We start from the raw sequence: 25430 nt of genomic DNA on the forward strand, positions 1-25430 counted from the left end.
CACAAGGCCGCTCCTACAGATTCACGTGCAAGACAGTTGCTCCCACGGGGCTTTGCAAAATGGGCACACTGTGGGAGCCGGCTTGCCGGCGATAGGGCCGGTTGTCATTTAGCCTTCGTAGCTGTCGATCACTTCCTGCGCCGCGCGGAACGCATCGATCGCCGCCGGCACGCCGGCATACACCGCGCAGTGCAGCAGCGCTTCGCGAATCTCTTCCACCGTGCAGCCATTGTTCAGCGCACCACGCACGTGCCCCTTGAGCTCCTGCGGGCATTTGAGCGCCGTCAGCGTGGCCAGGGTAATGAGGCTGCGGGTCTTGAGCGGCAACCCTTCACGTGTCCACACGCCACCCCAGGCATGCTCGTTGACGAAGTCCTGCAGCGGTTGAGTGAATTCGGTCGCATTACCCAGGGCGCGGTCGACGAAGGCATCGCCCATCACCTGGCGGCGCATGCTTTCGCCGGTCTGTTTCGAATCAGCCATGTTGTTACCCTTAGTGTTGGCGGCGCCAGGCGCGCAGTGTCGTGTACAGCAGCACGGCCCCGAGCACTGGCAGAACGTAGAACAGCATCAGTTTTTCCAGGCGCCCGGCCAACGGCAGGCCGGTGGTGAAGGTCACCACGTGCAGGCCGTAGGCCAGGTACAGGCAGAGGAACACCAGGCCTTCGGCGCGGGTCACCCGGTAGCCGGAATAGAACACCGGCAGGCACAGCGCGGCGACACCCAGCATCACCGGCAGGTCGAAGTCCAGGGCGTTGGGTGAGATGGTCAGCGGCTGGGGGGTGACCAGCGCGGTCAGGCCCAACACGGCCAGCAGGTTGAACAGGTTGCTGCCGATCACCGTGCCCACGGCGATCTCGCGCTCGCCGCGCAGGGCGGCGATCAGCGCGGCGGCCAGTTCGGGCAGTGAGGTGCACACGGCGACCACAGTGAGGCCGATGACCCGCTCCGACAAACCCAGGTCGGTGGCCACCTCCACGGCAGCCTCCAGCAGCAGGTGCCCGGCCAGGCTGAGCAGGCCGAGCCCGATCACTACCTGCAGCAGGGTGCCGCTCCAGAAGCGGCCGGCGCTGGTATGCGCTGCATCCGCTGGTGGATAGGTGCGGGCATAGTGGCGCGACTGGTGCCACAGCATCAGCAGGTAGCCCAGCAACCCGAGCAGCAGCACCGCGCCTTCGACACGCCCGAGCAGGCCGTTGCTGGCCAGCAGGTAGACCGCGGCGCTGGCGACGATCATCAATGGGATGTCCAGGCGCACCAGCTGGCGCGACACCCGCAGGGGAATGATCAGCGCGGCCAAGCCGAGGATCACCAGCACGTTGAAGATGTTGCTGCCCACCACGCTGCCCAGGGCCACGTCCGGTGCGCCCTGGTAGGCGGCCTGCAGGCTCACGGTCAGCTGTGGCGCGGTGCTGCCGAAGGCTACCAGGCTCAGGCCGATGATCAGTGGGCGCACATGCAGGCGGGTGGCCAGGCGCAGGGCCGCGCGCACCAGCAGTTCGGCGCCGAGGATCAGCAATAGCAGGCCCACGCCCAGTTGCAGGAGGCTGAAGGTGGGGAGGGTGGCCAGGTCGAAAATGGCGAGGGCTCCAGTCAGGTCAATCGCTCAGACCTTGTACCCGGACTCGCGCCGTTCCGCTACGCAGCATGCCGATTTTTTCTGCGGCCGCCCGTGACAGGTCGATCAGCCGGCCGCGGGTGTGCGGGCCGCGGTCGTTGATACGCACGATCACGCTGCGTTGATTGTTCAGGTTGGTGACCAGCACCCGGCTGCCGAAGGGCAGGCTGCGGTGGGCGGCGGTGAGGCCGTGCTGGTTGAAGGGCTCGCCGCTGGCGGTGCGTTTGCCGTGGTGGCGTGAACCGTAATACGAGGCGGTGCCGGTTTCGTTGTAACCGCGCGGGTCGATGTCGTGGCTGGCGCAGCCGGCCAGTGCAGAGAAAAGAGCCAGGGTGGCAAGGGATCGTTTTAGCAAGGCAGGTGATCTCCAGTGCGGCCATTCGCGGGCAAGCCCGCTCCCACAAGAAAGTCGCTGCCAGTGAATGCGCCGCCATGCCTGTGGGAGCGGGCTTGCCCGCGAACGAGGGCAGAGCCCTCGCAGGATTACAGGGGTGAAACAATCACCCTTCGAGCTTGGCCTTGAGCAATTGGTTCACTTGCCCCGGGTTGGCCTTGCCTTTGGAGGCCTTCATCGCCTGGCCGACGAAGAAGCCGAACATCTTGCCGCGCTTGGCTTCATCGGCGGCGCGGTACTGTTCGACCTGTTCGGCGTTGGCGGCGAGCATCTCGTCGAGCATCTTGTCGATCGCACCGGTGTCGGTGACCTGCTTGAGGCCTTTGCTTTCGATGATGCTGTCGGCATCACCTTCACCGGCGGCCATGGCCTCGAACACGGTCTTGGCGATCTTGCCGCTGATGGTGTTGTCGCGGATGCGCAGCAGCATGCCACCCAGTTGCTCGGCGCTCACCGGCGACTGGTCGATCTCCACGCCCAGCTTGTTCAGCAGGCTGCCCAGCTCGACCATCACCCAGTTGGCGGCCAGCTTGGCGTCGCCGCCAATCGTGACCACCTGCTCGAAGTAGTCGGCCTGCTCGCGGCTGGAGGCCAGCACGTTGGCATCATACGCCGACAAGCCGTACTGGCTCTGGAAGCGCTCGACCTTCTGCGGTGGCAGTTCCGGCAGGCCGGCGCGCACGCTGTCGAGGAAGCTTTGCTCGATAACCACCGGCAGCAGGTCAGGGTCGGGGAAGTAACGGTAGTCGTTGGCTTCCTCCTTGCTGCGCATGGAGCGGGTCTCGTCCTTGTTCGGGTCGTACAGACGGGTTTCCTGCACCACCTTGCCGCCGTCTTCGATCAGGTCGATCTGGCGCTGGATCTCGCTGTTGATCGCGCGTTCGATGAAGCGGAACGAGTTGACGTTCTTGATCTCGCAGCGGGTGCCGAACTCAACCTGGCCTTTCGGCCGGATCGACACGTTGCAGTCGCAGCGCAGCGAGCCTTCGGCCATGTTGCCGTCGCAGATACCGAGATAGCGCACCAGGGCGTGGATCGCCTTGACGTAGGCTACGGCCTCTTTCGCACTGCGCATGTCCGGCTCGGAGACGATCTCCAGCAGCGGGGTGCCGGCGCGGTTCAGGTCGATGCCGGTGGCGCCGTTGAAGTCTTCGTGCAGGCTCTTGCCGGCGTCTTCTTCAAGGTGCGCGCGGGTCACGCCGATGCGCTTGAGGGTGCCGTCTTCCAGGGCGATGTCCAGGTGGCCCTTGCCGACGATCGGCAGGTCCATCTGGCTGATCTGGTAGCCCTTGGGCAGGTCGGGGTAGAAGTAGTTCTTGCGCGCGAACACGTTGCGCGGGCCGATCTCGGCATCGATCGCCAGGCCGAACATGCACGCCATGCGCACGGCTTCCTGGTTGAGCACCGGCAGCACGCCGGGCATCCCCAGGTCGACCAGGCTGGCCTGGGTGTTCGGCTCGGAGCCGAAGGTGGTGGCGCTGCCGGAGAAGATCTTCGACTGGGTGGCGAGCTGGGTATGAATCTCCAGCCCGATCACAACTTCCCATTGCATGTGTGAACTCCTCAGAAGCCGTTGGGGGCGCGGGTGTGCCAGTCGGTGACTTGCTGGTAGCGGTGCGCGATGTTGAGCAGGCGGCCTTCCTGGAAGTACGGGGCCAGCAGTTGCACGCCCACCGGCAGGCCGTCGACGAAGCCGGCCGGCATCGACAGGCCTGGCAGGCCCGCCAGGTTGGCGGTGATGGTGTAGACGTCTTCAAGGTAGGCGGCGACCGGGTCGCTGCTCTTCGAACCGAGCTTCCAGGCCGGGTTCGGCGTGGTCGGGCCGAGGATCACGTCGACGTCGTTGAAGGCGGCCACGAAGTCGTTCTTGATCAGGCGGCGGATCTGCTGCGCCTTGACGTAGTAGGCATCGTAGTAGCCGGCCGACAGGGCGTAGGTGCCGACCATGATGCGCCGCTGCACTTCGACACCGAAACCTTCGCCACGGGAGCGCTTGTACAGGTCGGTGAGGTCTTTCGGGTCTTCGCAGCGGTAGCCGAAGCGCACGCCGTCGAACCGTGACAGGTTGGAGGAGGCTTCGGCGGGGGCGATCACGTAGTACGCCGGGATGGCGTGCTGCATGTTCGGCAGGCTGATTTCCTTGACCACCGCGCCGAGCTTTACCAGCTCCTTGACGCTGGCCTGGACCAGGTCGGCGATGCGCGGGTCGAGGCCGGCGCCGAAGTACTCCTTCGGCAGGCCGATGCGCAGGCCCTGCAGCGAGGCGTTGAGGTTGGCGCTGAAGTCCGGCACTGGCTCGTCGACCGAGGTCGAGTCCTTGCTGTCGAAGCCGGCCATGCCTTGCAGCAGCAGGGCGCAGTCCTCGGCGGTGCGGGCCAGCGGGCCGCCCTGGTCGAGGCTGGAGGCGTAGGCGATCATGCCCCAGCGCGACACGCGACCGTAGGTCGGTTTCAGGCCGGTGAGGTTGGTCAGCGCGGCCGGCTGGCGGATCGAGCCGCCGGTGTCGGTGCCGGTGGTGGCCGGTAGCAGGCGCGCGGCCACGGCGGCAGCCGAACCGCCGGACGAGCCGCCCGGTACGTGTTCGAGGTTCCACGGGTTCTTCACCGCGCCGTAGTGGCTGGACTCGTTGGCCGAGCCCATGGCGAATTCGTCCATGTTGGTCTTGCCCAGGGTCACCATGCCGGCTTCGGCCAGCTTGGCGACCACGGTGGCGTCGTAGGGCGCGGTGAAGTTGTCGAGCATCTTCGAGCCGCAGCTGGTGCGCACGCCGTTGGTGCAGAACAGGTCTTTGTGGGCGATCGGGGCGCCCAGCAGCGCGCCGGTTTCGCCAGCGGCGCGACGGGCGTCGGCGGCGCGGGCCTGTTCCAGGGCCTGTTGTTCGGTGATGGTGATGAAGCTGTTGAGCTGCGGGTCGAGCTGCTTGATGCGCGTCAGCAGCGTGCCGGTCAGTTCTTCAGAGGAGAACGACTTGTCGGCGAGGCCACGGGCGATCTCGGCCAGAGTGAGTTGATGCATGGCAGGCGCTATCCCTTAATCGATGACTTTCGGAACCAGGTACAGACCGTTCTCGGTCGACGGGGCGACGGCCTGGTAGCGGTCGCGCTGGTTGCTTTCGGTGACCTGGTCGGGGCGCAGGCGCTGGGTGGTCTCCAGCGGGTGGGCGAGCGGTTCGATGCCCGTGGTGTCGACGGCCTGCATCTGGTCGACCAGCCCGAGAATACTGTTCAAGGCATCGGTGATGCGTGGCAATTCGCCTTCATTCAGGCCCAGGCGGGCCAGATGGGCGATCTTTTCCACGTCGGAGCGTTGCAGCGCCATGGGGATCTCCAGGGAAAACGACAGACGGAAAGGGTCCGTAGATGAGGAACATGCCGGGATTTCGGCGGTCAAAGGGCCGCGATCATCGGCAGGCATGCTCGGAAAAACGACCAATTTAACATATTGGCTCCTTGCCCAAAATCCCTGCCATTGTTAGAGTTTGCCGCACTTTTTTACCCACGCTTTCCCCAGGGTCACTTTCCCATGTTCAAGAAACTGCGTGGCATGTTTTCCAGCGATCTGTCCATCGACCTGGGTACTGCCAACACCCTTATCTACGTGCGTGAGCGCGGTATCGTCCTGAATGAGCCCTCGGTTGTTGCCATCCGTACCCACGGCAACCAGAAAAGCGTCGTCGCAGTCGGTACCGAAGCCAAGCGCATGCTGGGCCGCACCCCCGGCAACATTGCAGCCATTCGTCCGATGAAGGACGGCGTGATCGCCGACTTCAGCGTTTGTGAAAAAATGCTGCAGTACTTCATCAACAAGGTGCATGAAAACAGCTTCCTGCAGCCCAGCCCACGGGTGCTGATCTGCGTGCCGTGCAAGTCGACCCAGGTCGAGCGCCGTGCCATTCGTGAGTCGGCCCTCGGTGCCGGCGCCCGTGAAGTGTTCCTGATCGAAGAGCCCATGGCCGCCGCCATCGGTGCCGGCCTGCCGGTCGAAGAGGCCCGTGGCTCGATGGTCGTCGACATCGGTGGTGGTACCACCGAGATCGCCCTGATCTCGCTCAACGGTGTGGTCTACGCCGAATCCGTGCGGGTTGGCGGCGACCGCTTCGACGAAGCCATCGTCACCTACGTGCGCCGCAACTACGGCAGCCTGATCGGCGAATCCACCGCCGAGCGCATCAAGCAGGAAATCGGTACCGCCTACCCAGGCGGCGAAGTGCGCGAAGTCGACGTGCGTGGCCGCAACCTGGCCGAGGGCGTACCACGTGCCTTCACCCTGAACTCCAACGAAGTGCTCGAAGCGCTGCAAGAATCGCTGGCGACCATCGTCCAGGCGGTCAAGAGCGCCCTGGAGCAATCGCCACCGGAGCTGGCCTCGGACATCGCCGAGCGTGGCCTGGTGCTGACCGGTGGTGGCGCCCTGCTGCGTGACCTGGACAAGCTGCTGGCCCAGGAAACCGGCCTGCCGGTGATCGTCGCCGAAGACCCGCTGACCTGCGTCGCCCGCGGCGGTGGCCGTGCGCTGGAGATGATGGACAAGCACGCCATGGACCTGCTCTCCAGCGAGTGATCGCTGGCGTAGCCGTGTATCCGCAGGTTTACAGGTGGCACGCACAGTGCTACCTGTATGCGCTGCGCTGGCGCCCGTTCGGGCGTCGATTCCGTCAACCCGCAAGCAGGCCGGTGCGTTGCCCCATGTCCAATGACTTTCTGAGTCGTCCACGAGGAACGGCCCATTAAACCGCTTTTCTCCAAGGGCCCCTCGCTGGGCGTTCGCCTGCTCGTGCTGGTGGTGATGTCGGTCGCGCTGATGGTGGTCGACTCGCGCTTCGACCTGCTCAAGCCGGTCCGCAGCCAGATGGGCCTGGTGTTGATGGAATCCTACTGGATCACCGACTTGCCGCAGCGCATGTGGCAAGGTGTTGCTGGCCAGTTTGGCAGCCGCACCGAGCTGATCGCCGAGAACGAGAAACTCAAGACCGAAGCCCTGCTGCTGCAGGGGCGCCTGCAGAAGCTGGCCGCCCTGACCGAGCAGAACGTGCGCCTGCGCGAGTTGCTCAACTCGTCGGCGCTGGTCAACGAGAAGGTCGAGGTCGCCGAGCTGATCGGTGTCGACCCCAACCCGTTCACCCACCGCATCCTGATCAACAAGGGCGAGCGCGATGGGGTGTTCCTCGGCCAGCCGGTGCTCGATGCCCGCGGCCTGATGGGCCAGGTGGTCGAGCTGATGCCGTACACCGCGCGGGTGCTGCTGCTCACCGACACCACCCACAGCATTCCGGTGCAGGTCAACCGCAACGGCCTGCGCGCTATCGCCAGCGGCACCGGCAACCCGGAACGCCTGGAGCTGCGCCACGTGGCCGACACCGCCGATATCAAGGAAGGCGACCTGCTGGTCAGTTCCGGCATGGGCCAGCGCTTCCCGGCGGGTTACCCGGTGGCCACGGTCAACGAAGTGATCCACGACTCCGGCCAGCCGTTCGCCATCGTCCGCGCCATCCCCACCGCCGCGCTCAACCGCAGCCGCTACATGCTGCTGGTGTTCAGCGACCGACGCACACCGGAAGAGCGCGCCACCGAGGCAGCGATCGCCCAGGAAGAAGCTGATCGCCAGGGCGCCGGCCATGTTCAGGCCCCGGCCACGCCTGCGGCGCCTGCCAATGCCAGCCAGGCCGTGCCCGCTGTGGCACCGACGACACCTGCAGCCACCCCGGCTGCGCATGCGCCGACACCGGCTCAGCCGGCCGCCGCGCCTGCCCAGCCCCGGAGACAATAAATGGCCAGCACCCGTAGCAGAAACGGCTGGGCCATCTGGCTGACCTTCGCCATCGGCCTGTTGCTCAGCGTTTCGCCCCTGCCGCAGTTCATGGAAGTGTTCCGACCCATGTGGCTGGCGCTGCTGCTGGCCTTCTGGACGCTCACCGTCCCTGGCAAGGTTGGCATGACCACCGCCTTTCTGCTGGGCCTGGCCGAGGATGTGCTGTATGGCACCTTGCTGGGGCAGAACGCGCTCATCCTCACCTTGATCACCTTCCTGGTGCTGTCGTTGCAGCAGCGTTTGCGCATGTTCCCCATGTGGCAACAGAGCCTGGTGATCCTGGTGATCTTCGGCATCGCCCAGCTGATCCAGCTGTGGCTCAGCGCCCTGACCGGCAACCGGCTGCCAACCCTGGCGCTGGTCTGGTCGGCGGTGATCAGTGCCTTGCTCTGGCCTTGGGTGAGTTTTGCCCTGCGCGGCTTGCGCGTGCGCCTGCACATTCACTGACGCTGCGTCACCACTGACAGGGAGATGTCCACATGCCTCACCTTTACCTGGCCTCCGGTTCGCCGCGCCGTCGTGAACTGCTGACCCAGATCGGCGTGCCATTCACCGTCGTCAGCGCGCCGATTGATGAAACCCCGCTGCCCGGCGAAGCCCCGGCGGCTTACGTCGAGCGTCTGGCCCAGGCCAAGGCGGTGGCCGGTTTCGCCCAGACCGACGGCACCGGTGTGGTGCTGGGGGCGGACACCACGGTGGTGCTGGACGACGATATCCTCGGCAAGCCAGAAGACCGTGAACACTTCCTGGCCATGCTCGGCGACCTGTCCAAGCGCGAGCACCAGGTGCTCACCGCCGTGGCCTTGACCGATGGCCAGCGCAGTATCAGCCGCTGCATCACTACCACTGTGCGTTTTCGCGCCATCTCCTTCGAAGAAGCCCTGCGCTACTGGGCCAGCGGCGAGCCGCTGGACAAGGCCGGTGGCTATGCCATCCAGGGTTTGGGCGCGGTGTTCGTCAGCGGCATCGAGGGCAGTTACTCCGCCGTAGTCGGTTTGCCTCTGAGCGAGACGGCCGAACTGCTGGAGCAGTTCGCCATTCCCTGCTGGCAGCTGCCGGAGGATTCGGCGCCACGCTAGCCAGCCACCCCGCAGCGATCCATGATTACCCCAGACCATTGACGAGAGCCTGCCATGAGTGAAGAGATCCTGATCAACATCACCCCGATGGAATCACGCGTGGCAGTGGTGGAGAACGGTGTCCTGCAGGAAGTGCACGTCGAGCGCACCCAGCGCCGTGGCATCGTCGGCAACATCTACAAGGGCAAGGTGGTGCGGGTGCTGCCGGGCATGCAGGCGGCCTTCGTCGACATCGGCCTGGAGCGCGCGGCGTTCATCCATGCGTCCGAGATCTCCCAGCGCGAAGGCTCGGCGGTGGAGACCATCACCGCGCTGGTCCACGAGGGCCAGGCGCTGGTGGTGCAGGTGACCAAGGACCCGATCGGCACCAAGGGCGCGCGCCTGACCACCCAGTTGTCGATCCCGTCGCGCTACCTGGTGTACATGCCGCGCAGCAGCCATGTCGGCATCTCGTTGAAAATCGAGGAAGAAGCCGAGCGCGAACGCCTCAAGCAGGTGGTCGCCGACTGCATGGCCAAGGAAGAGATGAAGGACGCCGGCGGCTTCATCCTGCGCACCGCCGCCGAAGGCGCGCGTGCCGAGGACATCCTCCAGGACATCCGCTACCTGCGCCGCTTGTGGGAGCAGATCGGCGCGCAGATCCAGACCTGCGGCGCGCCCACTGTGATCTACGAAGACCTGGGGCTGGCCCTGCGTACCCTGCGCGACCTGGTCAACGCCAAGATCGAGAAGATCCGCATCGACTCCCGGGAAACCTTCCAGAAAACCACGCAGTTCGTCGCCGAACTGATGCCGGAAATTGCCGATCGTCTGGAACATTACCCCGGCGAACGGCCGATCTTCGACCTGTACGGTGTCGAGGACGAGATCCAGCGTGCGCTGGAGCGCAAGGTGCCGCTCAAGTCCGGGGGCTACCTGGTGGTCGACCCGGCCGAGGCGATGACCACCATCGACGTCAACACCGGTGCGTTCGTCGGCCATCGCAACCTCGAAGAAACCATCTTCAAGACCAACCTCGAAGCGGCCACCGCCATTGCCCGCCAGCTGCGCCTGCGCAACATCGGCGGGATCATCATCATCGACTTCATCGACATGGAGGACGAGGAGCACCAGCGCCAGGTCCTGCGTACGCTGGAGAAGCAGCTCGAGCGTGATCACGCCAAGACCAACATCATCGGCATCACCGAGCTGGGCCTGGTGCAGATGACCCGCAAGCGCACCCGCGAAAGCCTCGAACAGGTGCTCTGCGAGCCCTGCGCCGCCTGCCAGGGGCGCGGCAAGCTGAAGACCCCCGAGACTATTTGTTACGAGATCTTCCGCGAGATCCTGCGTGAGGCCCGCGCCTACCAGGCCGAAGGCTATCGGGTGCTGGCCAACCAGAAGGTGGTCGACCGCCTGCTCGACGAAGAATCGGGCAACGTCGCCGAACTGGAAGCGTTCATCGGGCGAACCATTCGCTTCCAGGTCGAATCCATGTACTCCCAGGAACAATACGATGTGGTGCTGCTCTGACCCTGCTTGACCACGGGTGGCCCACGGAAGGGCTGGCAAAGCGTCATTCCCCGGCCATAGTTAATGGACGACTTGGAGGGCCTTGGCCATGGAACGTCTGACCCGCGTTCTGGGCGCCTTGACCCGCTGGGGGTTGGCAATCTGCGCCCTGCTGGCGGTGCTGGTGGCGCTGTATGTCAGCCTCGGTCGGCAACTGATACCACTGGTCGCCGAATACCGTGCGGATGTCGAGCTCAAGGCCGAACAGGCCTTGGGCTTGCCTGTGCATGTCGGAGCACTGGAGGGGCGCTGGAGCGGACTGGCCCCGGTGCTGCGGGTACGTGACCTGCAACTGGGCGAGGGCGCGGACGCGCTGCGCCTGGACGAGGTCAAGCTGGTGCCGGACCTGTGGGCCAGCCTCAAGGCCCGTGAAGTGCGGCTGGCCCGGGTGCAACTGGGTGGCCTGCAACTGATCCTGCGTGAGGACGAGCAAGGCGCCTGGGCGCTCGAAGGCCTGCCACACCAGGATGACGCCCCATTCGACCCGGCCGAGGCACTCAAGCGCCTGCGCCAGCTGGGGCGTGTCGACCTGTTCGACAGCCAGGTCACGTTGCACCCCTGGCAGCGCGAACCCCTCACGCTCACCTACGTCAGCCTCGGTTTGCAGGCCGGCGCCTCGCGCCAGAGCCTCGACCTGCGCGCCACCTTGCCCGATGGCCAGCCGCTTGCAGTAAAGCTGCGCACCCAGGCCACGGCCAAGGCCTGGCGTGACGGGCGCATCGAAGCCTACCTCAGCCTGCCGCAGAGCGATTGGGCGCGCTGGTTGCCACCGCGCCTGCTGGGCCAATGGCAGGCCAGCACGCTGCGTGCCGGTGGCGAGTTGTGGATCGACTGGAGCCAGGGCCAGTTGCAGCGGGCCGTGGCACGCTTGAACGCACCGCAGCTCAAGGGCGCCTACAGCACACGCAAGGCCGTCACCCTCGAAAACCTGGCCCTGGCGGCCTGGTTCCAGCGCAAGGACGAAGGTTTCGATGTGGTGCTCGACTCGCTCGCCACGAACATCGGCAAGACCCGCTGGGAGTCGCACCTGCAACTGGCGCAGCGCGCAGGCCAGACCCCCGCCGAAGAATCCTGGCAGGTCCAGGCCGACCGCCTGGATTTGACCCCGTTGACGCCGCTGATCGAAGCCCTCGCCCCCCTGCCGGAGCCGGCAATGGCCGCAGTCGATGCCCTCAAGGTGACCGGTGCGCTGCGCAATGTGCGCCTGGACATCCGGCCCAAGGCCGAAGGCGACCAGCGCGTGCAGTTCGCCGCCAACCTGGAGAAGGTCGGTTTCGACGCCTACCACGGTGCACCGGCGGCCGGTAACGTCAGCGGCGCCATCAGCGGTGACCTGGGCCAGGGCGAACTGCGCCTGGATACCGATGCGTTCATGCTGCACCTGTACCCGATCTTCGCCAAACCCTGGCACTACCAGAAAGCCAATGCGCGCCTGACCTGGACGCTCGACAAGGAAGGCTTCACGCTTATCGCGCCGTACATCAAGGTGCTGGGCGAGGAGGGCAAGATCGCTGCCGACTTCCTGATCCGCCTGTGGTTCGAGGAAGGCCGTGAAGACTACATGGACCTGCGCGTCGGCCTGACCGAGGGCGATGGCCGCTACACCGCCAAGTACCTGCCTGAAGTGCTCAGCCCGGCATTGGACGAGTGGCTGCGCAGCGCCATCGTCAAGGGCAACGTCGACGAGGGCTATTTTCAGTACCAGGGCTCGCTCAACCATGGCGCGCCGCCCCATGCCCGCGACATCAGCCTGTTCTTCAAGGTGCATGACGCCGCGCTGGACTTCCAGCCAGGCTGGCCGCAGGTGCAGCAGGTCGAGGGCGATGTCTATATCGAGGACACCGGGGTGCGCATCAAGGCCCGCAAAGGCCTGCTGCTCGATACCCGGGTCACGGATGTCAACGTGAACATTCCCCATGTCGAGGGTGACCAGCACAGCCACCTGCACCTGGATGGCGATTTCGACGGCAGCCTTGGCGATGGCCTGAAGATCCTCAAGGAGGCGCCGATCGGTACCGGGGCGATCTTCGCCGGCTGGGAAGGCGCAGGCCCGCTCAAGGGCAAGGTCAAGCTGGACATCCCGCTGGCCCATGGGCAGCGGCCCAAGGTGCTGGTGGACTTCGCCACCGCCGACGCGACGTTGAAAGTCGCGCCGCCAACGCTTGAGCTGAAGCGGCTCAAAGGTGATTTCAGCTTCGATTTCGACAAAGGCCTGAGTGGCAAGGGCATTACCTTGCAGGCATTCGGCAAACCGGTCACTGCGCAAATCGCCGCCGAAGGCAAGGGTGGGCAGATCCAGAGCCGCATCAGCGCCAGTGGCGTGGTGGGGCTCAAGGCCCTGACCGACTGGCTGCAGTTCCAGCAGGCGCTGCCGGCCTCCGGCGAGCTGCCCTACCAATTGCAGGTCATGCTGGGTAGCCAGGACAACCGGCTGACGGTCGAGTCCTCGCTACAGGGGTTGGTCATCGACTTGCCGGCACCCTTCGGCAAGGCGGCGGCGGACGCCCGCGACAGCCGCTTCAGCCTGACCCTGCAAGGGCCGGAGCGGCGTATCGACGCCCGCTACGCCGACCTTGCCCGCTTTGCCTACGCCGCGCCCGCCGACAAGTTGGCCCAGGGCCGTGGCGAGCTGTTGCTGGGCACTGGCGAGGCCAACCCGCCGGCCAGTCAGGGCCTGCGCGTGCGGGGGCGACTCGACACACTGGACCTGGCCCCCTGGCAGCAGCAGATGGACCGTCTTGGCGGCCAGGACCCTGGCGGCAACGCGCGGCAGAGCCTGCTGGGCGTCGACTTGAGCATCGGCCAACTGAAGGCCTTCGGCATGGACCTCAACCAGGCGGTGGTACGCCTGGCGCGAGGCGGCCCGGCCTGGGACCTGCGCCTGGACAGCAAAGAGGTCATCGGCAATGCGCGCATTCCCGATGCCAAGGGCGCGCCCATGAACATCCGCCTGCAGACCCTGCGCCTGCCGCCCGCCAACCCCAACGAAAGCCAGCCGGAGAACGCCCCCGACCCACTGGCTGATGTCGATCCGCGCCGGGTGCCGGCGCTGGACCTGACCATCGACAAGCTGTATCGCGGTGACGATCTGTTCGGCAATGTCGCCCTCAAGTTGCGCCAGACCCCGCGCGGCATGGCCATGGAAGATATCGACCTCGACCTCAAGGGCCTGCGCATCGATGGCAGCGGTGGCTGGGAAGGCGCGCCCGGCAGCGCTTCGAGCTGGTACAAGGGCCGCCTGGACGGCAAGAACCTGGCCGATGTGCTCAAGGCCTGGGGCTTCGCGCCATCGGCCACCAGCCGTGACTTCCGCATGGATGTGGACGGGCGCTGGCCGGGCTCGCCGGCCTGGGTCAGCCTCAACCGCTTCTCCGGCAGCCTCGATGCCGCCCTGCGCTCCGGGCAGTTCGTCGAAGTCGAGGGTAGCGCCCAGGCCCTGCGGGTGTTCGGCCTGCTCAACTTCAACTCGATCGGCCGCCGCCTGCGCCTGGACTTCTCCGACCTGTTCAGCAAGGGCCTGGCCTACGACCGGGTCAAGGGCCTGCTGGTGGCCAGCGAGGGGGTGTACGTGACGCGTGAACCGATCACCGTCACCGGGCCGTCGAGCAACTTCGAGCTCGACGGCACCCTGGACCTGGTGCGTGATCGGGTCGATGCCAACCTGCAGGTCACCCTACCCGTGACCAATAACCTGCCGCTGGCGGCGCTGATCGTCGGTGCGCCGGCGGTGGGCGGCGCGTTGTTCCTGGTCGATCGCCTGATCGGTGACCGTGTATCGCGCTTCGCCAGTGTGCACTATCGGGTCGAAGGGCCGGTCAAAGAGCCTAAAATCACTTTTGTGAAACCTTTTGATAAGTAACCCGGGGGCAGGATGACAGTTGCGGTGATCCAGATGGTCAGCCAGGACGATGTGCTGGCCAACCTGCAACGTGCCAGGGCGCTGCTGGAGCAGGCCGCCGCAGGCGGCGCGCGGCTGGCCGTGTTGCCGGAGAACTTCGCCGCCATGGGCCGGCGCGACGCCGCCGCCCTCGGCCGCGCCGAGGCGCTGGGCGAGGGGCCGATTCTGCCCTGGTTGAAACAGGCCGCTCGCGACCTCAGGTTATGGATTGTCGCCGGCACCTTGCCGTTGCCGCCGGTCGGCCAGCCGGGCATGAAAGCCCATGCCTGCTCGTTGTTGATCGACGAACACGGCGAGTTCGCCGCACGCTACGACAAGCTGCACCTGTTCGACGTGGACGTGGCCGACAACCGTGGCCGTTATCGCGAGTCTGACGACTATGCCCATGGCAGCCAGGTGGTGGTGGCCGATACACCGGTGGGGCGCCTGGGTTTGACGGTGTGCTACGACCTGCGTTTCCCCGAGCTGTACAGCGCCTTGCGCGCAGCCGGGGCCGAGCTGATCAGCGCGCCGGCGGCGTTCACTGCGGTGACGGGTGCTGCGCACTGGGAAGTGCTGATTCGTGCGCGGGCCATCGAAACCCAATGCTATGTGTTGGCTGCCGCCCAGGGTGGCGTGCATCCAGGGCCGCGGGAAACCCATGGCCAGGCGGCGATCATCGACCCCTGGGGGCGGATCGTTGCGCAACAGGCGCGGGGCGAAGCGGTATTGCTCGCCACCCGCGACAGTGAAGAACAGGCGTCCATCCGGGCGCGCATGCCGGTGGTCAGCCACCGGCGCTTTTTCTCGCAGGACGCCTTGCGGCCTGCGCACACCTCGGAGTGACTATGAGCCAGATGTTTTCCACCGTCAGTGAGCAGCTCCTGGCCCCGGGCGGGTTGACCCTCGACAGCCTGCAGGCGGTGCTGGGCGAGGTGGCCGGGCCCGGCATCGATGCCGCCGACCTGTACTTCCAGGGCCAGATCTCGGAAACCTGGGCGCTGGAAGACGGCATCGTCAAGGAAGGCAGTTTCAACCTCGACCAGGGCGTGGGCGTACGTGCCCAGTCCGGCGAGAAGACCGGCTTCGCCTACAGCAACGCGATCAATCTCGAAGCGCTGACCTCGGCCGCCCGTGCCGCGCGGTCGATCTCCCGCGCCGGCCAGGAAGGCAAGGTACAGGCCTTCCGCAGCCAGGATGTGACCGCGCTGTACGCGCATGACAACCCGCTGGATGTGCTCAGCCGCGCCGAGAAGGTCGAGCTGCTCAAGCGTGTCGATGCCGCGACCCGCGCCCTCGACCCGCGTATCCAGCAGGTCAGCGTGAGCATGGCGGGTGTCTGGGAGCGCATCCTGGTCGCCGCCACCGATGGCAGCCTGGCTGCCGATGTACGGCCGCTGGTGCGTTTCAACGTCAGTGTCATCGTCGAGCAGAACGGCCGCCGCGAGCGGGGCGGGCAGGGCGGTGGCGGGCGTACCGACTACCGCTACTTCACCGAAGAGCGGGTCATGGGCTATGCCCGTGAAGCGCTGCGCCAGGCGCTGGTCAACCTCGAGGCGATCCCCGCACCGGCTGGCACGCTGCCGGTGGTGCTGGGTCCGGGTTGGTCCGGTGTGCTGCTGCACGAGGCGGTGGGCCACGGCCTGGAGGGTGACTTCAACCGCAAGGGCAGCTCGGCGTTCAGTGGCCGTATCGGCGAACAAGTGGCTTCGAAGCTGTGCACCATCGTCGACGACGGCACGCTCGAAGGGCGCCGTGGTTCGCTCAGCGTCGATGACGAAGGCACCCCGACCGAGTGCACCACGCTGATCGAAAACGGCATCCTGAGGGGTTACATGCAGGACAAGCTCAACGCCCGCCTGATGGGCATGGCGGTCACCGGCAACGGCCGGCGCGAGTCCTACGCCCACCTGCCAATGCCGCGCATGACCAATACCTACATGCGCGCCGGCGACAGCGACCCGCAGGAAATCATCGCCTCGGTGAAGAAGGGCATCTATTGCGCCAACCTTGGCGGTGGCCAGGTGGACATCACCAGCGGCAAGTTCGTGTTCTCCACCAGCGAGGCGTACTTGATCGAAGACGGCAAGATCACCGCACCGGTCAAGGGCGCAACGTTGATTGGCAATGGTCCGGAGGCGATGAGCCGGGTGTCGATGGTCGGCAACGACCTGGCGCTGGACAGCGGCGTGGGTACGTGCGGCAAGGATGGGCAATCGGTGCCGGTGGGCGTTGGCCAGCCGACGCTGAAGCTGGATGCGATTACGGTAGGTGGTACCGGCGCGTGATCAACGATCGCGGGGCAAGCCCGCTCCCACACACGCCGGCAAAGGCGATGTGGGAGCGGGCCTGCCCCGCGATGGCTTCAACGCAATCCGCGCTGGACCTCGTCGAGGTCGCGGATGTACTTGAACACCTTGCGCATGGCGGCAGGCGGCTTGTTCCGCGCCTTTTCGTGCTGGGCATGACGGATCAGCGAGCGCAGGTGCTGGCGGTCGGTGTCGGGGTATTCGTTGACGAAGCGCTCGAGGTCTTCGTCGTTACCGTCGATCAGGCGATCGCGCCAGCGCTCCAGGTTGTGGAAGCGCTCGTTGTACTGGCGGGTCGAGCTGTCGATCTGTTCGAGCACGGCATGAATGGCGTCCAGGTCCTGTACGCGCATCAGCTTGCCGACGAACGACATGTGGCGTTTGCGGGCGCCATGGGCGGTGTGCTTGCTGGCCTCGTCGAGTGCCTTGCGCAGCTCGTCGGTCAGGGGCAGGCGGGCCAGGGTGTCGGCCTTGAGGGTGGTGAGGCGTTCACCGAGTTCGACCAGCGCATGCAGCTCGCGCTTGATCTGGGTTTTGCTTTTTTCGCCATCGAAGGCGTCGTCGTAAGAATCAACCATGGGGGCCGTCCGCAAGAAATCGCCGCCATGATAACCAGTCGGGGGCCGCTTGTCCGGCCCGGTCGTAGAATGACCCAAGCCGTACGCAGAATTTTTGAGTGGAGAGAACCATGAGTGCAGTCCAGAGCGTAGGCCCCAAGGACCTGCCGGCGTTGCAGGAACAGGTCGAGGCGATCGTCGCCGAAGCGCGCCGGCAGGGCGCCAGTGCCTGCGAAGTGGCGGTGTCGCTGGAGCAGGGCCTGTCCACCACGGTGCGCCAGCGCGAGGTCGAGACCGTCGAATTCAACCGCGACCAGGGTTTCGGCATCACCCTCTACGTTGGCCAGCGCAAGGGTTCGGCCAGCACGTCGGCCAGTGGGCCTGAGGCCATCCGCGAAACCGTTGCGGCGGCCCTGGCCATCGCCAAGCACACCTCCGAAGACGAATGCTCGGGCCTGGCGGATGCTGCGCTGATGGCCCGCGAGATCCCCGACCTCGACCTGTACCACGACTGGGACATCGAGCCGGAAAAGGCCATCGAGATGGCGCTGGCCTGCGAAGCGGCAGCCTTCGATGCCGACAAGCGCATCCTCAACGCCGACGGCACCACCCTCAATACCCACCAGGGCGTGCGGGTCTATGGCAACAGCCATGGCTTCATCGGTGGCTACGCTTCGACCCGCCACAGCCTGAGCTGCGTGATGATCGCCGAGGGTGACGGGCAGATGCAGCGCGACTACTGGTACGACGTCAATCGCCAGGGCCAGTTGCTGGCCGACCCGCGCAGCATTGGCCAGCGTGCCGCCCAGCGCGCGGCCAGCCGCCTGGGCGCACGCCCGGTGCCGACCTGCGAAGTGCCAGTGCTGTTCTCTGCCGAGCTTGCGGGTGGGCTGTTCGGCAGCTTCCTGTCGGCGATCTCCGGCGGCAACCTGTACCGCAAGTCGTCGTTCCTCGAAGGCACCATCGGCCAGCGCCTGTTCCCCACCTGGTTGACGCTGGACGAGCGCCCGCACATTCCGCGCGCGCTGGGCAGTGCGGCATTCGATGGCGATGGCCTGGCCACCTATGCCAAGCCGTTCGTCGACAAGGGCGAGCTGGTGTCCTACATCCTGGGTACCTACTCCGGGCGCAAGTTGCAGTTGCCCAGCACCGCCAACTCGGGAGGCGTGCACAACCTGTTCGTCACCCATGGCGTGGAGGACCAGGCGGCGTTGATCCGGCGCATGGGCCGCGGTTTGCTGGTGACCGAGCTGATGGGCCATGGCCTGAACATGGTGACGGGGGACTACTCCCGCGGCGCGGCGGGCTTCTGGGTGGAGAACGGCGAGATCCAGCATGCCGTGCAGGAGGTGACCATCGCCGGCAATATGAAGGACATGTTCCAGCAGATCGTGGCGATCGGCAGCGATATCGAGACCCGTAGCAATATCCACAGTGGCTCGGTGCTGATCGAGCGGATGACCGTGGCGGGCAGCTGATGTGCTTTTGTGGGAGCGGGCCTGCCCCGTGATGCGTGTCATCACCCTCGCGGGGCAAGCCCGCTCCCACAACCCCCTGTGCTGACCATCTCCGACCCGGCCCGGCCATCGCGCCGGGTTTTTATTTGCTTTTGCTCGTCTTGAATTGATTCTAATTATCAATTAATAATGAATATCATTATCCAGTCACCCGGCGATGATGTTCATGAAATCCGTCCTCCACGAACTGCCCTACCTGGAAAACTGGCGCTGGCTCAGCCGGCGCATCCGCTGCGCGCTCGAACCTGATGAGCCGCGCCTGATCGAGCACTACCTGGCTGAAGGCCGCTACCTGGTGTGCTGCACCGAAACCTCGCCCTGGACGGTGGCGCTGACCGCCTTCCGCCTGCTGCTGGATACCGCCAACGACCGCATGCTGCCCTGGCATTGGCGCTGCCTGTGCCTGGACCAGGCCTGGCGCCCGCTGCTCGACCTGCGCAACCTCGACCGCCGCGAACAGAACCAGCGCTGGCAACCCTACGCCATGCAGCTCGCCAACTGCGTGCTGCTGCCATCGATTTCTCCCGAAGAACTGATGCAAGGACTTGACGATGAGTGATACCCGTATCGAACGCGACAGCATGGGCGAACTGCAGGTGCCGGCCCAGGCCCTGTACGGTGCCCAGACCCAGCGTGCGGTCGACAACTTCCCGGTCAGCGGCAAGCCGATGCCGGCCCAGTTCATCCGCGCCCTGCTGCTGGCCAAGGCGGCGGCGGCCAAGGCCAATGTCGAGTTGGAGCAACTGAGCGCGGGGCAGGGCGATGCCATCGTCAAGGCGGTGCAACAGCTGCTGGCCGGCGACTTCATCCAGCACTTCCCGGTGGATGTGTTCCAGACCGGTTCCGGCACCAGTTCGAACATGAACGCCAACGAAGTCATCGCCACCCTGGCCAGCCGTGTGCTGGGCGAGCCGGTCAATGCCAACGACCATGTCAATTGTGGCCAGAGCAGCAACGACATCATCCCCACCACCATCCACGTCAGTGCCGCGCTGGCCTTGCATGAACAACTGCTGCCGGCCCTGCGCCACCTGACCCAGGTGATCGAGGCCAAGGCCGTTGAAGTGCATCCGTTCGTGAAGACCGGCCGCACCCACTTGATGGATGCCATGCCGGTGCGCATGAGCCAGGTGCTGGGTGGCTGGGCCGCGCAGATCAAGGGTGCCCAGGCGCATATCGAAGCCACCCTGCCGAGCCTGCAAGCGCTGGCCCAGGGCGGCACGGCGGTAGGCACTGGCATCAATGCCCACCCGCAGTTCGCGGCTGGTTTCGCCCGGCAGCTCAGCGGCCTGACCCAGGTCGAGTTCACCCCAGGTGACAACCTGTTCGCCCTGATCGGCTCGCAGGACACCGCCGTGGCCTTGTCTGGCCAGCTCAAGACCGCTGCCGTGGCCCTGATGAAGATCGCCAACGACCTGCGCTGGATGAACTCCGGTCCACTCGCCGGGCTTGGCGAAATCGAGCTGCAAGGCTTGCAGCCGGGCTCGTCGATCATGCCGGGCAAGGTCAACCCGGTCATCCCGGAAGCCACCGCCATGGTTGCGGCCCAGGTGATCGGCAACGACGCCACCATCGCCGTGGCTGGCCAGTCGGGCAACTTCGAGTTGAACGTGATGCTGCCGGTGATCGCCCGCAACCTGCTGGAGAGCATCGAGCTGATGGCCAACGTCAGCCGGCTGTTGGCGGACAAGGCCATCGCCAGCTTCAAGGTCAATGAAGGCAAGCTCAAGGAAGCGCTGTCGCGCAACCCGATCCTGGTCACCGCGCTGAACCCGATCATCGGTTACCTCAAGGCCGCCGAGATCGCCAAGACCGCCTACAAGCAGGGCCGGCCGATCATCGACGTGGCGCTGGAGCACACCGACCTGTCGCGCGATCAGCTCGAAGCCCTGCTCGACCCGGAAAAACTCACCGCCGGCGGCATCTGAGCCAGGGCCGCCCAGGAGGCACGTCATGCAGCACTGGAGACGCACCACGCAAACCGCTAACCAGCTGTTCGAGCAAGGGGAGCTGGTCGATGCCCGGGAACACTACCTGCAGGCGCTGGCCCTGGCCCAGGTGCTGTTCGAGCGCTGGCATGACGTCGACGAGGCGGTGGCCGCGCTGGTCATCGCCCATCACAACCTGGCCGACCTGCACCTGCGCCTGAACCAGCCGCACGAGAGCGCCGACTACCTGTGCGCCGCTCACCAGCGGCTGCTTCAGGCCAGCCAGGCGCCGCGTCTGCCTCAGGCGCTGCGCGATGCCGCGTTGCGCCATAGCGCCCGAACCTATACCGAGCTGCTGGGGTTCATCGCCGAATACGGGCAATACCCACGCACCGAGCGCCTGCTCAATCGCCACTCGCCAGCGTCGAGCGAGTTGCTTGTGCAGCCGGACGTTACTCAATCTCCCGCCTACGGAATTCATTGAAATGCCGCATACCTTGCCTGCACTGACCTATGCCTACGATGCGCTGGAGCCACATATCGATGCCCAGACCATGGAGATCCACCACACCAAGCACCATCAGACCTACGTCAACGGCCTGAATGCCGCTGTCGAGGGTACCGACTGGGCCCAGTGGCCGGTCGAAAAACTGGTGGGGGCGGTCAAGCAGTTGCCTGAGAGCTTGCGTGGCGCGGTGATCAACCATGGCGGTGGCCACGCCAACCACACGCTGTTCTGGACGGTCATGTCGGCCCAGGGCGGTGGGCAGCCAACCGGCCAGGTGGCCAGCGCAATCGACGCCGAACTGGGTGGTTTCGAGGCGTTCAAAGAGGCCTTCACCAAAGCCGCCCTGACCCGTTTCGGCAGCGGCTGGGCCTGGCTCAGCGTCACCCCGCAGAAAACCTTGGTGGTGGAGAGCAGTGCCAACCAGGACAGCCCGCTGATGCACGGCAACACCCCGATTCTGGGCCTGGACGTGTGGGAGCACGCCTACTACCTGAAGTACCAGAACCGACGGCCGGAGTACATCGGCGCGTTCTACAACGTGGTCGACTGGTCCGAAGTGGAACGTCGCTACCTTGAAGCATTGAAGTGAGTCGGACCGGTATGAGCTCCGAGGTGATGTCTGTTGGCAGTGTGCGCCTGTTCCGCCTGGCGCTGGGGACCTTGCTGTTGCTGGTCGGCACCGCGCTGCTGGTGGCGCGGGGCATCGCCTGGCTGGACCTGGAACCGCGCATGCTGCGGGCGCTGGAGGGTGGCGCCTTGTGCGCCCTGGGTACGGCATTGGGGGCGGTACCGGTACTGGTCATCCGCAACATGCCGGTGGCCGTGGCGGACACCTTGCTCGGTTTCGGCGCTGGCGTGATGCTGGCGGCCACCGCGTTTTCGCTGATCATCCCTGGGCTGGATGCCGCCCAGGCCATCGGTTTCAGCCCGTGGGGCGCCGGCGGGCTGATCAGCAGTGGCTTGTTGTTTGGCGCGTTGTGTCTGTTCCTGGTTGACTTGAAGGTCTCTGGTGCCTCACCAGAGGCGCTGGTCGGTCATGAACAGAAGCCCGTAATTGCTGCGCGGATCTGGCTGTTCGTGATTGCCATCATTGCCCACAACATCCCCGAAGGTATGGCCATCGGCGTCTCCGCCGGCGGTGGCATGCCCGATGCCGACAGCCTGGCCATGGGCATTGCATTACAGGATGTGCCGGAGGGGCTGGTGATCGCGCTGGTGCTGGCGGGGGCGGGGATGCCGCGGTTCAAGGCGTTTCTGATCGGCGCCGCATCGGGGTTGGTCGAGCCGCTGGCTGCGGTGATCTGCGCCTGGCTGGTGAACATTGCCGAACTGCTGTTGCCGTTGGGGTTGGCTTGTGCCGCCGGGGCCATGCTGCTGGTGGTGACCCAGGAGATCATTCCCGAGTCACGCAGTAACGGCAATCACCGGTTGGCCAGCCTGGGACTGTGCGTTGGCTTCTGCTTGATGATGGTGATGGATACGGCGATGTCTTGAACCTCAGGCGAAGATGACTTCCACCCGACCTTCGCGTCGGGTTTGAGGTGCCTCTTTGACCACGATCTGCACGTCTCGTCCCAAGCGGGCGAGGCAGTCGATCATCTTGCTCTCGCTGATACCGCGGAATTTGCCGCGTGTGAGGGCGGAGACCTTGGGTTGGCTCAGGCCGAGCAGTTCGGCAGCCTGTAACTGGGTGAGTTGGCGTGCCTTGATTATGCTGCAGATAGTGCTGGCCAGGCGGGCTTTGACCAGCATCTCTCGGGGGGTGGCGAAGTGCAGGTCAGCGTAGACGTTGTCGGTGCCTTCTTCGATTTCGATCATGTGGTTTTCCCCTTCGAGTGGGCCTGCGCCATTTTCAGCCGAGCATTGATCAAGTCAATGTCCTGCTTCGAGGTCTTGATGCCGCTGCGGGATTTCTTCTGGAAGCAGTGCAGTACGTAAACGGCATCAACCAGACAGATGGTGTAGACCGCGCGGTAGGTGTCGCCGAAATGGTCCTCTACGACTTCCAGTACACCCGAGCCAGAGAACCCTTTGAGCACCTTTGCCTGTAGGTGTCTACCGCCTTCCTGTGCCTGATGCAGGGCGAAGCCGAACACATCCTGGACATCTGCTGGCAGTGCCTGGATGTCCCTGCGTGAGCTTCCAACCCAGAACAATGCTTTTATCTGCTTGATCGCATCCATGGGATCGCCTCGAATCTATACCCATATTGGTATAGTGGCAATCACACGATCAGCCCGCCGACAATTGGTAGCGAATGTTACGCGGTGAAGGTTTACTCGCCTTCGTCGAAGAAGTTGTTGATCAGTTCCACCAGCGCATCCATGGCGTCGGTGTCCTGCTCACCCTCGGTGGCCAGGTGCACCTGGGTGCCCTTGCCGGCGGCCAGCATCATTACCGCCATGATGCTCTTGCCGTCCACCAGTTTGTCTGGTGCGCGGCCCACGCGCACCGCGCAGGGGAAGCGCCCGGCCACACCGACGAACTTGGCTGCCGCCCGGGCGTGCAGGCCCAGCTTGTTGATGATGGTGATTTCGCGGGCGGGCATCGTGAGGCGGATCCTGTGGGCTAGAGGTCGCGGTGGCGGACCTGGACGTTTTTCAGGGTTTGCTGCAGCAGCTGGCCGAGCCGTTCGGTGATATAGACCGAGCGGTGGTGGCCGCCGGTGCAACCGATGGCGATGGTGACATAGGCGCGGTTGCTGGCGGCAAAGCGCGGCAGCCACTTGAGCAGGTAGCTGGAGATGTCCTGGAACATCTCCTCGACGTCTGGCTGCGCGGCCAGATAATCAATGACCGGCTGTTCGAGGCCGGAATGTTCACGAAGTTCCGGCTTCCAGTAGGGGTTGGGCAGGCAGCGCACGTCGAACACCAGGTCGGCATCCACAGGCATGCCGCGCTTGAAACCGAACGACTCGACCAGAAAGGCAGTGCCCGGTTCCGGTTGGTTGAGCAGGCGCAGCTTGATCGAGTCGCGTAGCTGATAGAGGTTCAGCTTGGTGGTATCGATCTTCAGGTCGGCCAGGTCGGCGATGGGGCCCAGCAGCTCACTTTCCACGCGGATGGCCTCGGCCAACGAGCGGTTGGCGTTGGTCAGCGGGTGGCGTCGGCGGGTTTCGGAAAACCGTTTAAGCAGTGTTTCTTCGTCAGCGTCCAGGTACAACACATCGCACTGGATATGGCGTGCGCGCGCTTCTTCCAGCAGGTCTGGAAAGCGCGTGAGATGGCTGGGCAGGTTGCGCGCGTCGATCGAGACAGCGACCTTGGGCTGCTGCAGCTCGGTGTTGATCAGCGCGTTCTCCGCCAGCTGCGGCAGCAACCCGGCAGGCAGGTTGTCGATGCAGTAGTAGCCGTTGTCTTCCAACACGTCGAGTGCGGTGCTCTTACCAGAGCCGGAGCGGCCGCTGACGATGATCAGGCGCATGTTCAGTGCTCGTTCTGTACGTCCAGGACGACCTGGTAGAGTGATTCGCTGCTACCGGCGGCACGCAGGCGATCGCGGACCTCCTTGCGATCGAGCATGCTGGCGATCTGGCGCAGCAGTTCAAGGTGGGCATCGGTGGCGGCTTCGGGGACCAGCAGGACGAACAGCAGGTCGACCGGGGCGCCATCGATGGCATCGTAATCGATGGGGGCATCCAGGTGCAGCAGGGCGCTGACAGGCGCGCTGCAACCTGCCAGGCGGCAGTGGGGAATGGCGATGCCATTGCCAAAACCGGTGGAGCCCAGTTTTTCGCGAGCCCACAGGCTGTCGAAGACGTCTTGCATCTCCAGCTCGGGTACTTGCTCGGCGATCAGGTTGGCGACCTTTTCCAGGGCGCGCTTCTTACTGCCGCCCGGCACGTTCACGAGGGAACGGCCGGGGGTCAGGATGGTTTCAAGTCGGATCATGGATGAGGGGGATCAGCGGGCGGCTGCACCTTGCAGCAGGCTTTGCTGTTTTTCCTTGTGTTTTTTCAGTTGACGATCGAGCTTGTCAGCTAAAGCGTCGATCGCGGCATACATGTCTTGATGTTCGGCGTTGGCGACCACTTCGCCGCCGGGAATCTGGAGTGTTGCTTCAACCTTCTGCTGCAGCTTTTCGACTTTCATGATCACCGTTGCATTGGTGATCTTGTCGAAATGCCCTTCCACGCGGGCGAGCTTCTCGAGCACGTAATCGCGCAGTGGTTGGGTGACTTCTACATGCTGGCCACTGATGTTGACTTGCATACAGCTTCTCCTTTGTTGCCCGTGCATAAAGAGGCAGGTATTGCACCTGCCACTGAAACGCTGTGGCACATCC

Annotated in this window: 27 protein-coding genes; 14 read left to right on the forward strand and 13 right to left on the reverse strand. The window is 64.9% G+C overall.

Features of this window, described 5'->3' with window-relative positions; genetic code table 11:
• Positions 1–108: 108 nt before the first annotated feature.
• The 6 genes from IX761_RS07720 to gatC form a co-directional block, all read right to left on the reverse strand.
• Positions 109–483 carry a carboxymuconolactone decarboxylase family protein gene (locus IX761_RS07720; protein ID WP_194789017.1) on the reverse strand — a complete coding sequence of 125 codons (375 nt, stop codon included), beginning with the start codon at positions 481–483 and terminating at the stop codon, positions 109–111.
• Positions 484–493: 10 nt separating this feature from the next.
• Positions 494–1537, reverse strand: a complete 1044-nt coding sequence (locus IX761_RS07725) for a calcium/sodium antiporter (protein WP_194789056.1) — start codon at positions 1535–1537, stop codon at positions 494–496.
• A gap of 61 nt (positions 1538–1598) precedes the next feature.
• Positions 1599–1973: a septal ring lytic transglycosylase RlpA family protein gene (locus IX761_RS07730; protein WP_194789018.1), complete on the reverse strand. Its 375-nt coding sequence runs from the start codon at positions 1971–1973 to the stop codon at positions 1599–1601.
• 145 nt (positions 1974–2118) lie between these two features.
• Positions 2119–3564, reverse strand: coding sequence for an Asp-tRNA(Asn)/Glu-tRNA(Gln) amidotransferase subunit GatB (gatB, locus tag IX761_RS07735; RefSeq protein WP_194789019.1), 1446 nt, complete (start codon positions 3562–3564; stop codon positions 2119–2121).
• An 11-nt stretch (positions 3565–3575) separates the two neighbouring features.
• Positions 3576–5027, reverse strand: a complete 1452-nt coding sequence (gatA, locus tag IX761_RS07740; RefSeq protein WP_194789020.1) for an Asp-tRNA(Asn)/Glu-tRNA(Gln) amidotransferase subunit GatA — start codon at positions 5025–5027, stop codon at positions 3576–3578.
• Positions 5028–5042: 15 nt separating this feature from the next.
• Positions 5043–5330, reverse strand: a complete 288-nt coding sequence (gene gatC, locus IX761_RS07745; protein WP_011532396.1) for an Asp-tRNA(Asn)/Glu-tRNA(Gln) amidotransferase subunit GatC — start codon at positions 5328–5330, stop codon at positions 5043–5045.
• A 204-nt stretch (positions 5331–5534) separates the two neighbouring features.
• Here gatC and mreB point away from each other — a divergent pair, with 204 nt between their 5' ends.
• The 8 genes from mreB (at position 5535) to tldD (ending at position 16615) form a co-directional block, all read left to right on the forward strand.
• A complete protein-coding gene (gene mreB, locus IX761_RS07750) occupies positions 5535–6572 on the forward strand; it encodes a rod shape-determining protein MreB (RefSeq protein ID WP_003255163.1) in 1038 nt (345 codons plus the stop codon).
• 213 nt (positions 6573–6785) lie between these two features.
• The gene (mreC, locus tag IX761_RS07755) at positions 6786–7778 is read left to right on the forward strand and encodes a rod shape-determining protein MreC (RefSeq protein WP_416366762.1); all 993 of its coding nucleotides are present in this window, start codon (positions 6786–6788) and stop codon (positions 7776–7778) included.
• Positions 7779–8267, forward strand: a complete 489-nt coding sequence (gene mreD / locus IX761_RS07760) for a rod shape-determining protein MreD (RefSeq protein WP_194789021.1) — start codon at positions 7779–7781, stop codon at positions 8265–8267.
• A 32-nt stretch (positions 8268–8299) separates the two neighbouring features.
• A complete protein-coding gene (locus IX761_RS07765; protein ID WP_194789022.1) occupies positions 8300–8899 on the forward strand; it encodes a Maf family protein in 600 nt (199 codons plus the stop codon).
• 54 nt (positions 8900–8953) lie between these two features.
• Positions 8954–10411 (forward strand): ribonuclease G, encoded by a 1458-nt coding sequence (gene rng / locus IX761_RS07770; RefSeq protein ID WP_194789023.1) that lies wholly within the window; start codon positions 8954–8956, stop codon positions 10409–10411.
• 88 nt (positions 10412–10499) lie between these two features.
• Entirely contained in the window at positions 10500–14309 is a 3810-nt protein-coding gene (locus IX761_RS07775) for a YhdP family protein (protein ID WP_194789024.1), read from the forward strand.
• A 12-nt stretch (positions 14310–14321) separates the two neighbouring features.
• Positions 14322–15173 carry a carbon-nitrogen hydrolase family protein gene (locus IX761_RS07780; protein WP_194789025.1) on the forward strand — a complete coding sequence of 284 codons (852 nt, stop codon included), beginning with the start codon at positions 14322–14324 and terminating at the stop codon, positions 15171–15173.
• 2 nt (positions 15174–15175) lie between these two features.
• Positions 15176–16615 (forward strand): metalloprotease TldD, encoded by a 1440-nt coding sequence (gene tldD / locus IX761_RS07785; protein ID WP_194789026.1) that lies wholly within the window; start codon positions 15176–15178, stop codon positions 16613–16615.
• A 77-nt stretch (positions 16616–16692) separates the two neighbouring features.
• Here tldD and yjgA read toward each other — a convergent pair whose 3' ends face one another.
• A complete protein-coding gene (gene yjgA / locus IX761_RS07790; protein ID WP_194789027.1) occupies positions 16693–17214 on the reverse strand; it encodes a ribosome biogenesis factor YjgA in 522 nt (173 codons plus the stop codon).
• Positions 17215–17324: 110 nt separating this feature from the next.
• Here yjgA and pmbA point away from each other — a divergent pair, with 110 nt between their 5' ends.
• From pmbA to IX761_RS07820, 6 genes are all read left to right on the forward strand, one after another.
• Positions 17325–18671: a metalloprotease PmbA gene (gene pmbA, locus IX761_RS07795; RefSeq protein ID WP_194789028.1), complete on the forward strand. Its 1347-nt coding sequence runs from the start codon at positions 17325–17327 to the stop codon at positions 18669–18671.
• 196 nt (positions 18672–18867) lie between these two features.
• Positions 18868–19269: a FagA protein gene (locus IX761_RS07800; RefSeq protein WP_194789029.1), complete on the forward strand. Its 402-nt coding sequence runs from the start codon at positions 18868–18870 to the stop codon at positions 19267–19269.
• Complete coding sequence (locus IX761_RS07805) at positions 19262–20638, forward strand: class II fumarate hydratase (RefSeq protein ID WP_194789030.1); 1377 nt, start codon at positions 19262–19264, stop codon at positions 20636–20638. Before IX761_RS07800 ends, IX761_RS07805 begins: the two co-directional genes overlap by 8 nt.
• A 25-nt stretch (positions 20639–20663) precedes the next feature.
• Positions 20664–21122: a hypothetical protein gene (locus IX761_RS07810; RefSeq protein WP_194789031.1), complete on the forward strand. Its 459-nt coding sequence runs from the start codon at positions 20664–20666 to the stop codon at positions 21120–21122.
• Between the two features lies 1 nt (position 21123).
• On the forward strand, positions 21124–21735 hold the full coding sequence (locus IX761_RS07815; protein WP_194789032.1) for a superoxide dismutase: 612 nt from the start codon (positions 21124–21126) through the stop codon (positions 21733–21735).
• 11 nt (positions 21736–21746) lie between these two features.
• Positions 21747–22640, forward strand: coding sequence for a ZIP family metal transporter (locus IX761_RS07820; RefSeq protein WP_194789033.1), 894 nt, complete (start codon positions 21747–21749; stop codon positions 22638–22640).
• Between the two features lie 3 nt (positions 22641–22643).
• On the opposite strand, the gene IX761_RS07825 is transcribed toward IX761_RS07820, so the two are convergent.
• From IX761_RS07825 to hpf, 6 genes are all read right to left on the reverse strand, one after another.
• Positions 22644–22964, reverse strand: coding sequence for a helix-turn-helix domain-containing protein (locus IX761_RS07825; RefSeq protein ID WP_194789034.1), 321 nt, complete (start codon positions 22962–22964; stop codon positions 22644–22646).
• Complete coding sequence (locus IX761_RS07830; RefSeq protein WP_228533357.1) at positions 22961–23263, reverse strand: type II toxin-antitoxin system RelE/ParE family toxin; 303 nt, start codon at positions 23261–23263, stop codon at positions 22961–22963. Before IX761_RS07830 ends, IX761_RS07825 begins: the two co-directional genes overlap by 4 nt.
• A gap of 158 nt (positions 23264–23421) precedes the next feature.
• Complete coding sequence (locus tag IX761_RS07835) at positions 23422–23694, reverse strand: HPr family phosphocarrier protein (protein ID WP_194789036.1); 273 nt, start codon at positions 23692–23694, stop codon at positions 23422–23424.
• Positions 23695–23714: 20 nt separating this feature from the next.
• A complete protein-coding gene (gene rapZ, locus IX761_RS07840; RefSeq protein ID WP_194789037.1) occupies positions 23715–24569 on the reverse strand; it encodes an RNase adapter RapZ in 855 nt (284 codons plus the stop codon).
• 2 nt (positions 24570–24571) lie between these two features.
• The gene (gene ptsN / locus IX761_RS07845) at positions 24572–25036 is read right to left on the reverse strand and encodes a PTS IIA-like nitrogen regulatory protein PtsN (protein WP_194789038.1); all 465 of its coding nucleotides are present in this window, start codon (positions 25034–25036) and stop codon (positions 24572–24574) included.
• A gap of 12 nt (positions 25037–25048) precedes the next feature.
• A complete protein-coding gene (gene hpf / locus IX761_RS07850; RefSeq protein ID WP_011532415.1) occupies positions 25049–25357 on the reverse strand; it encodes a ribosome hibernation-promoting factor, HPF/YfiA family in 309 nt (102 codons plus the stop codon).
• Positions 25358–25430 lie beyond the last annotated feature (73 nt).

This window comes from Pseudomonas sp. UFMG81 (assembly GCF_015354575.1).
GTDB lineage: Bacteria > Pseudomonadota > Gammaproteobacteria > Pseudomonadales > Pseudomonadaceae > Aquipseudomonas.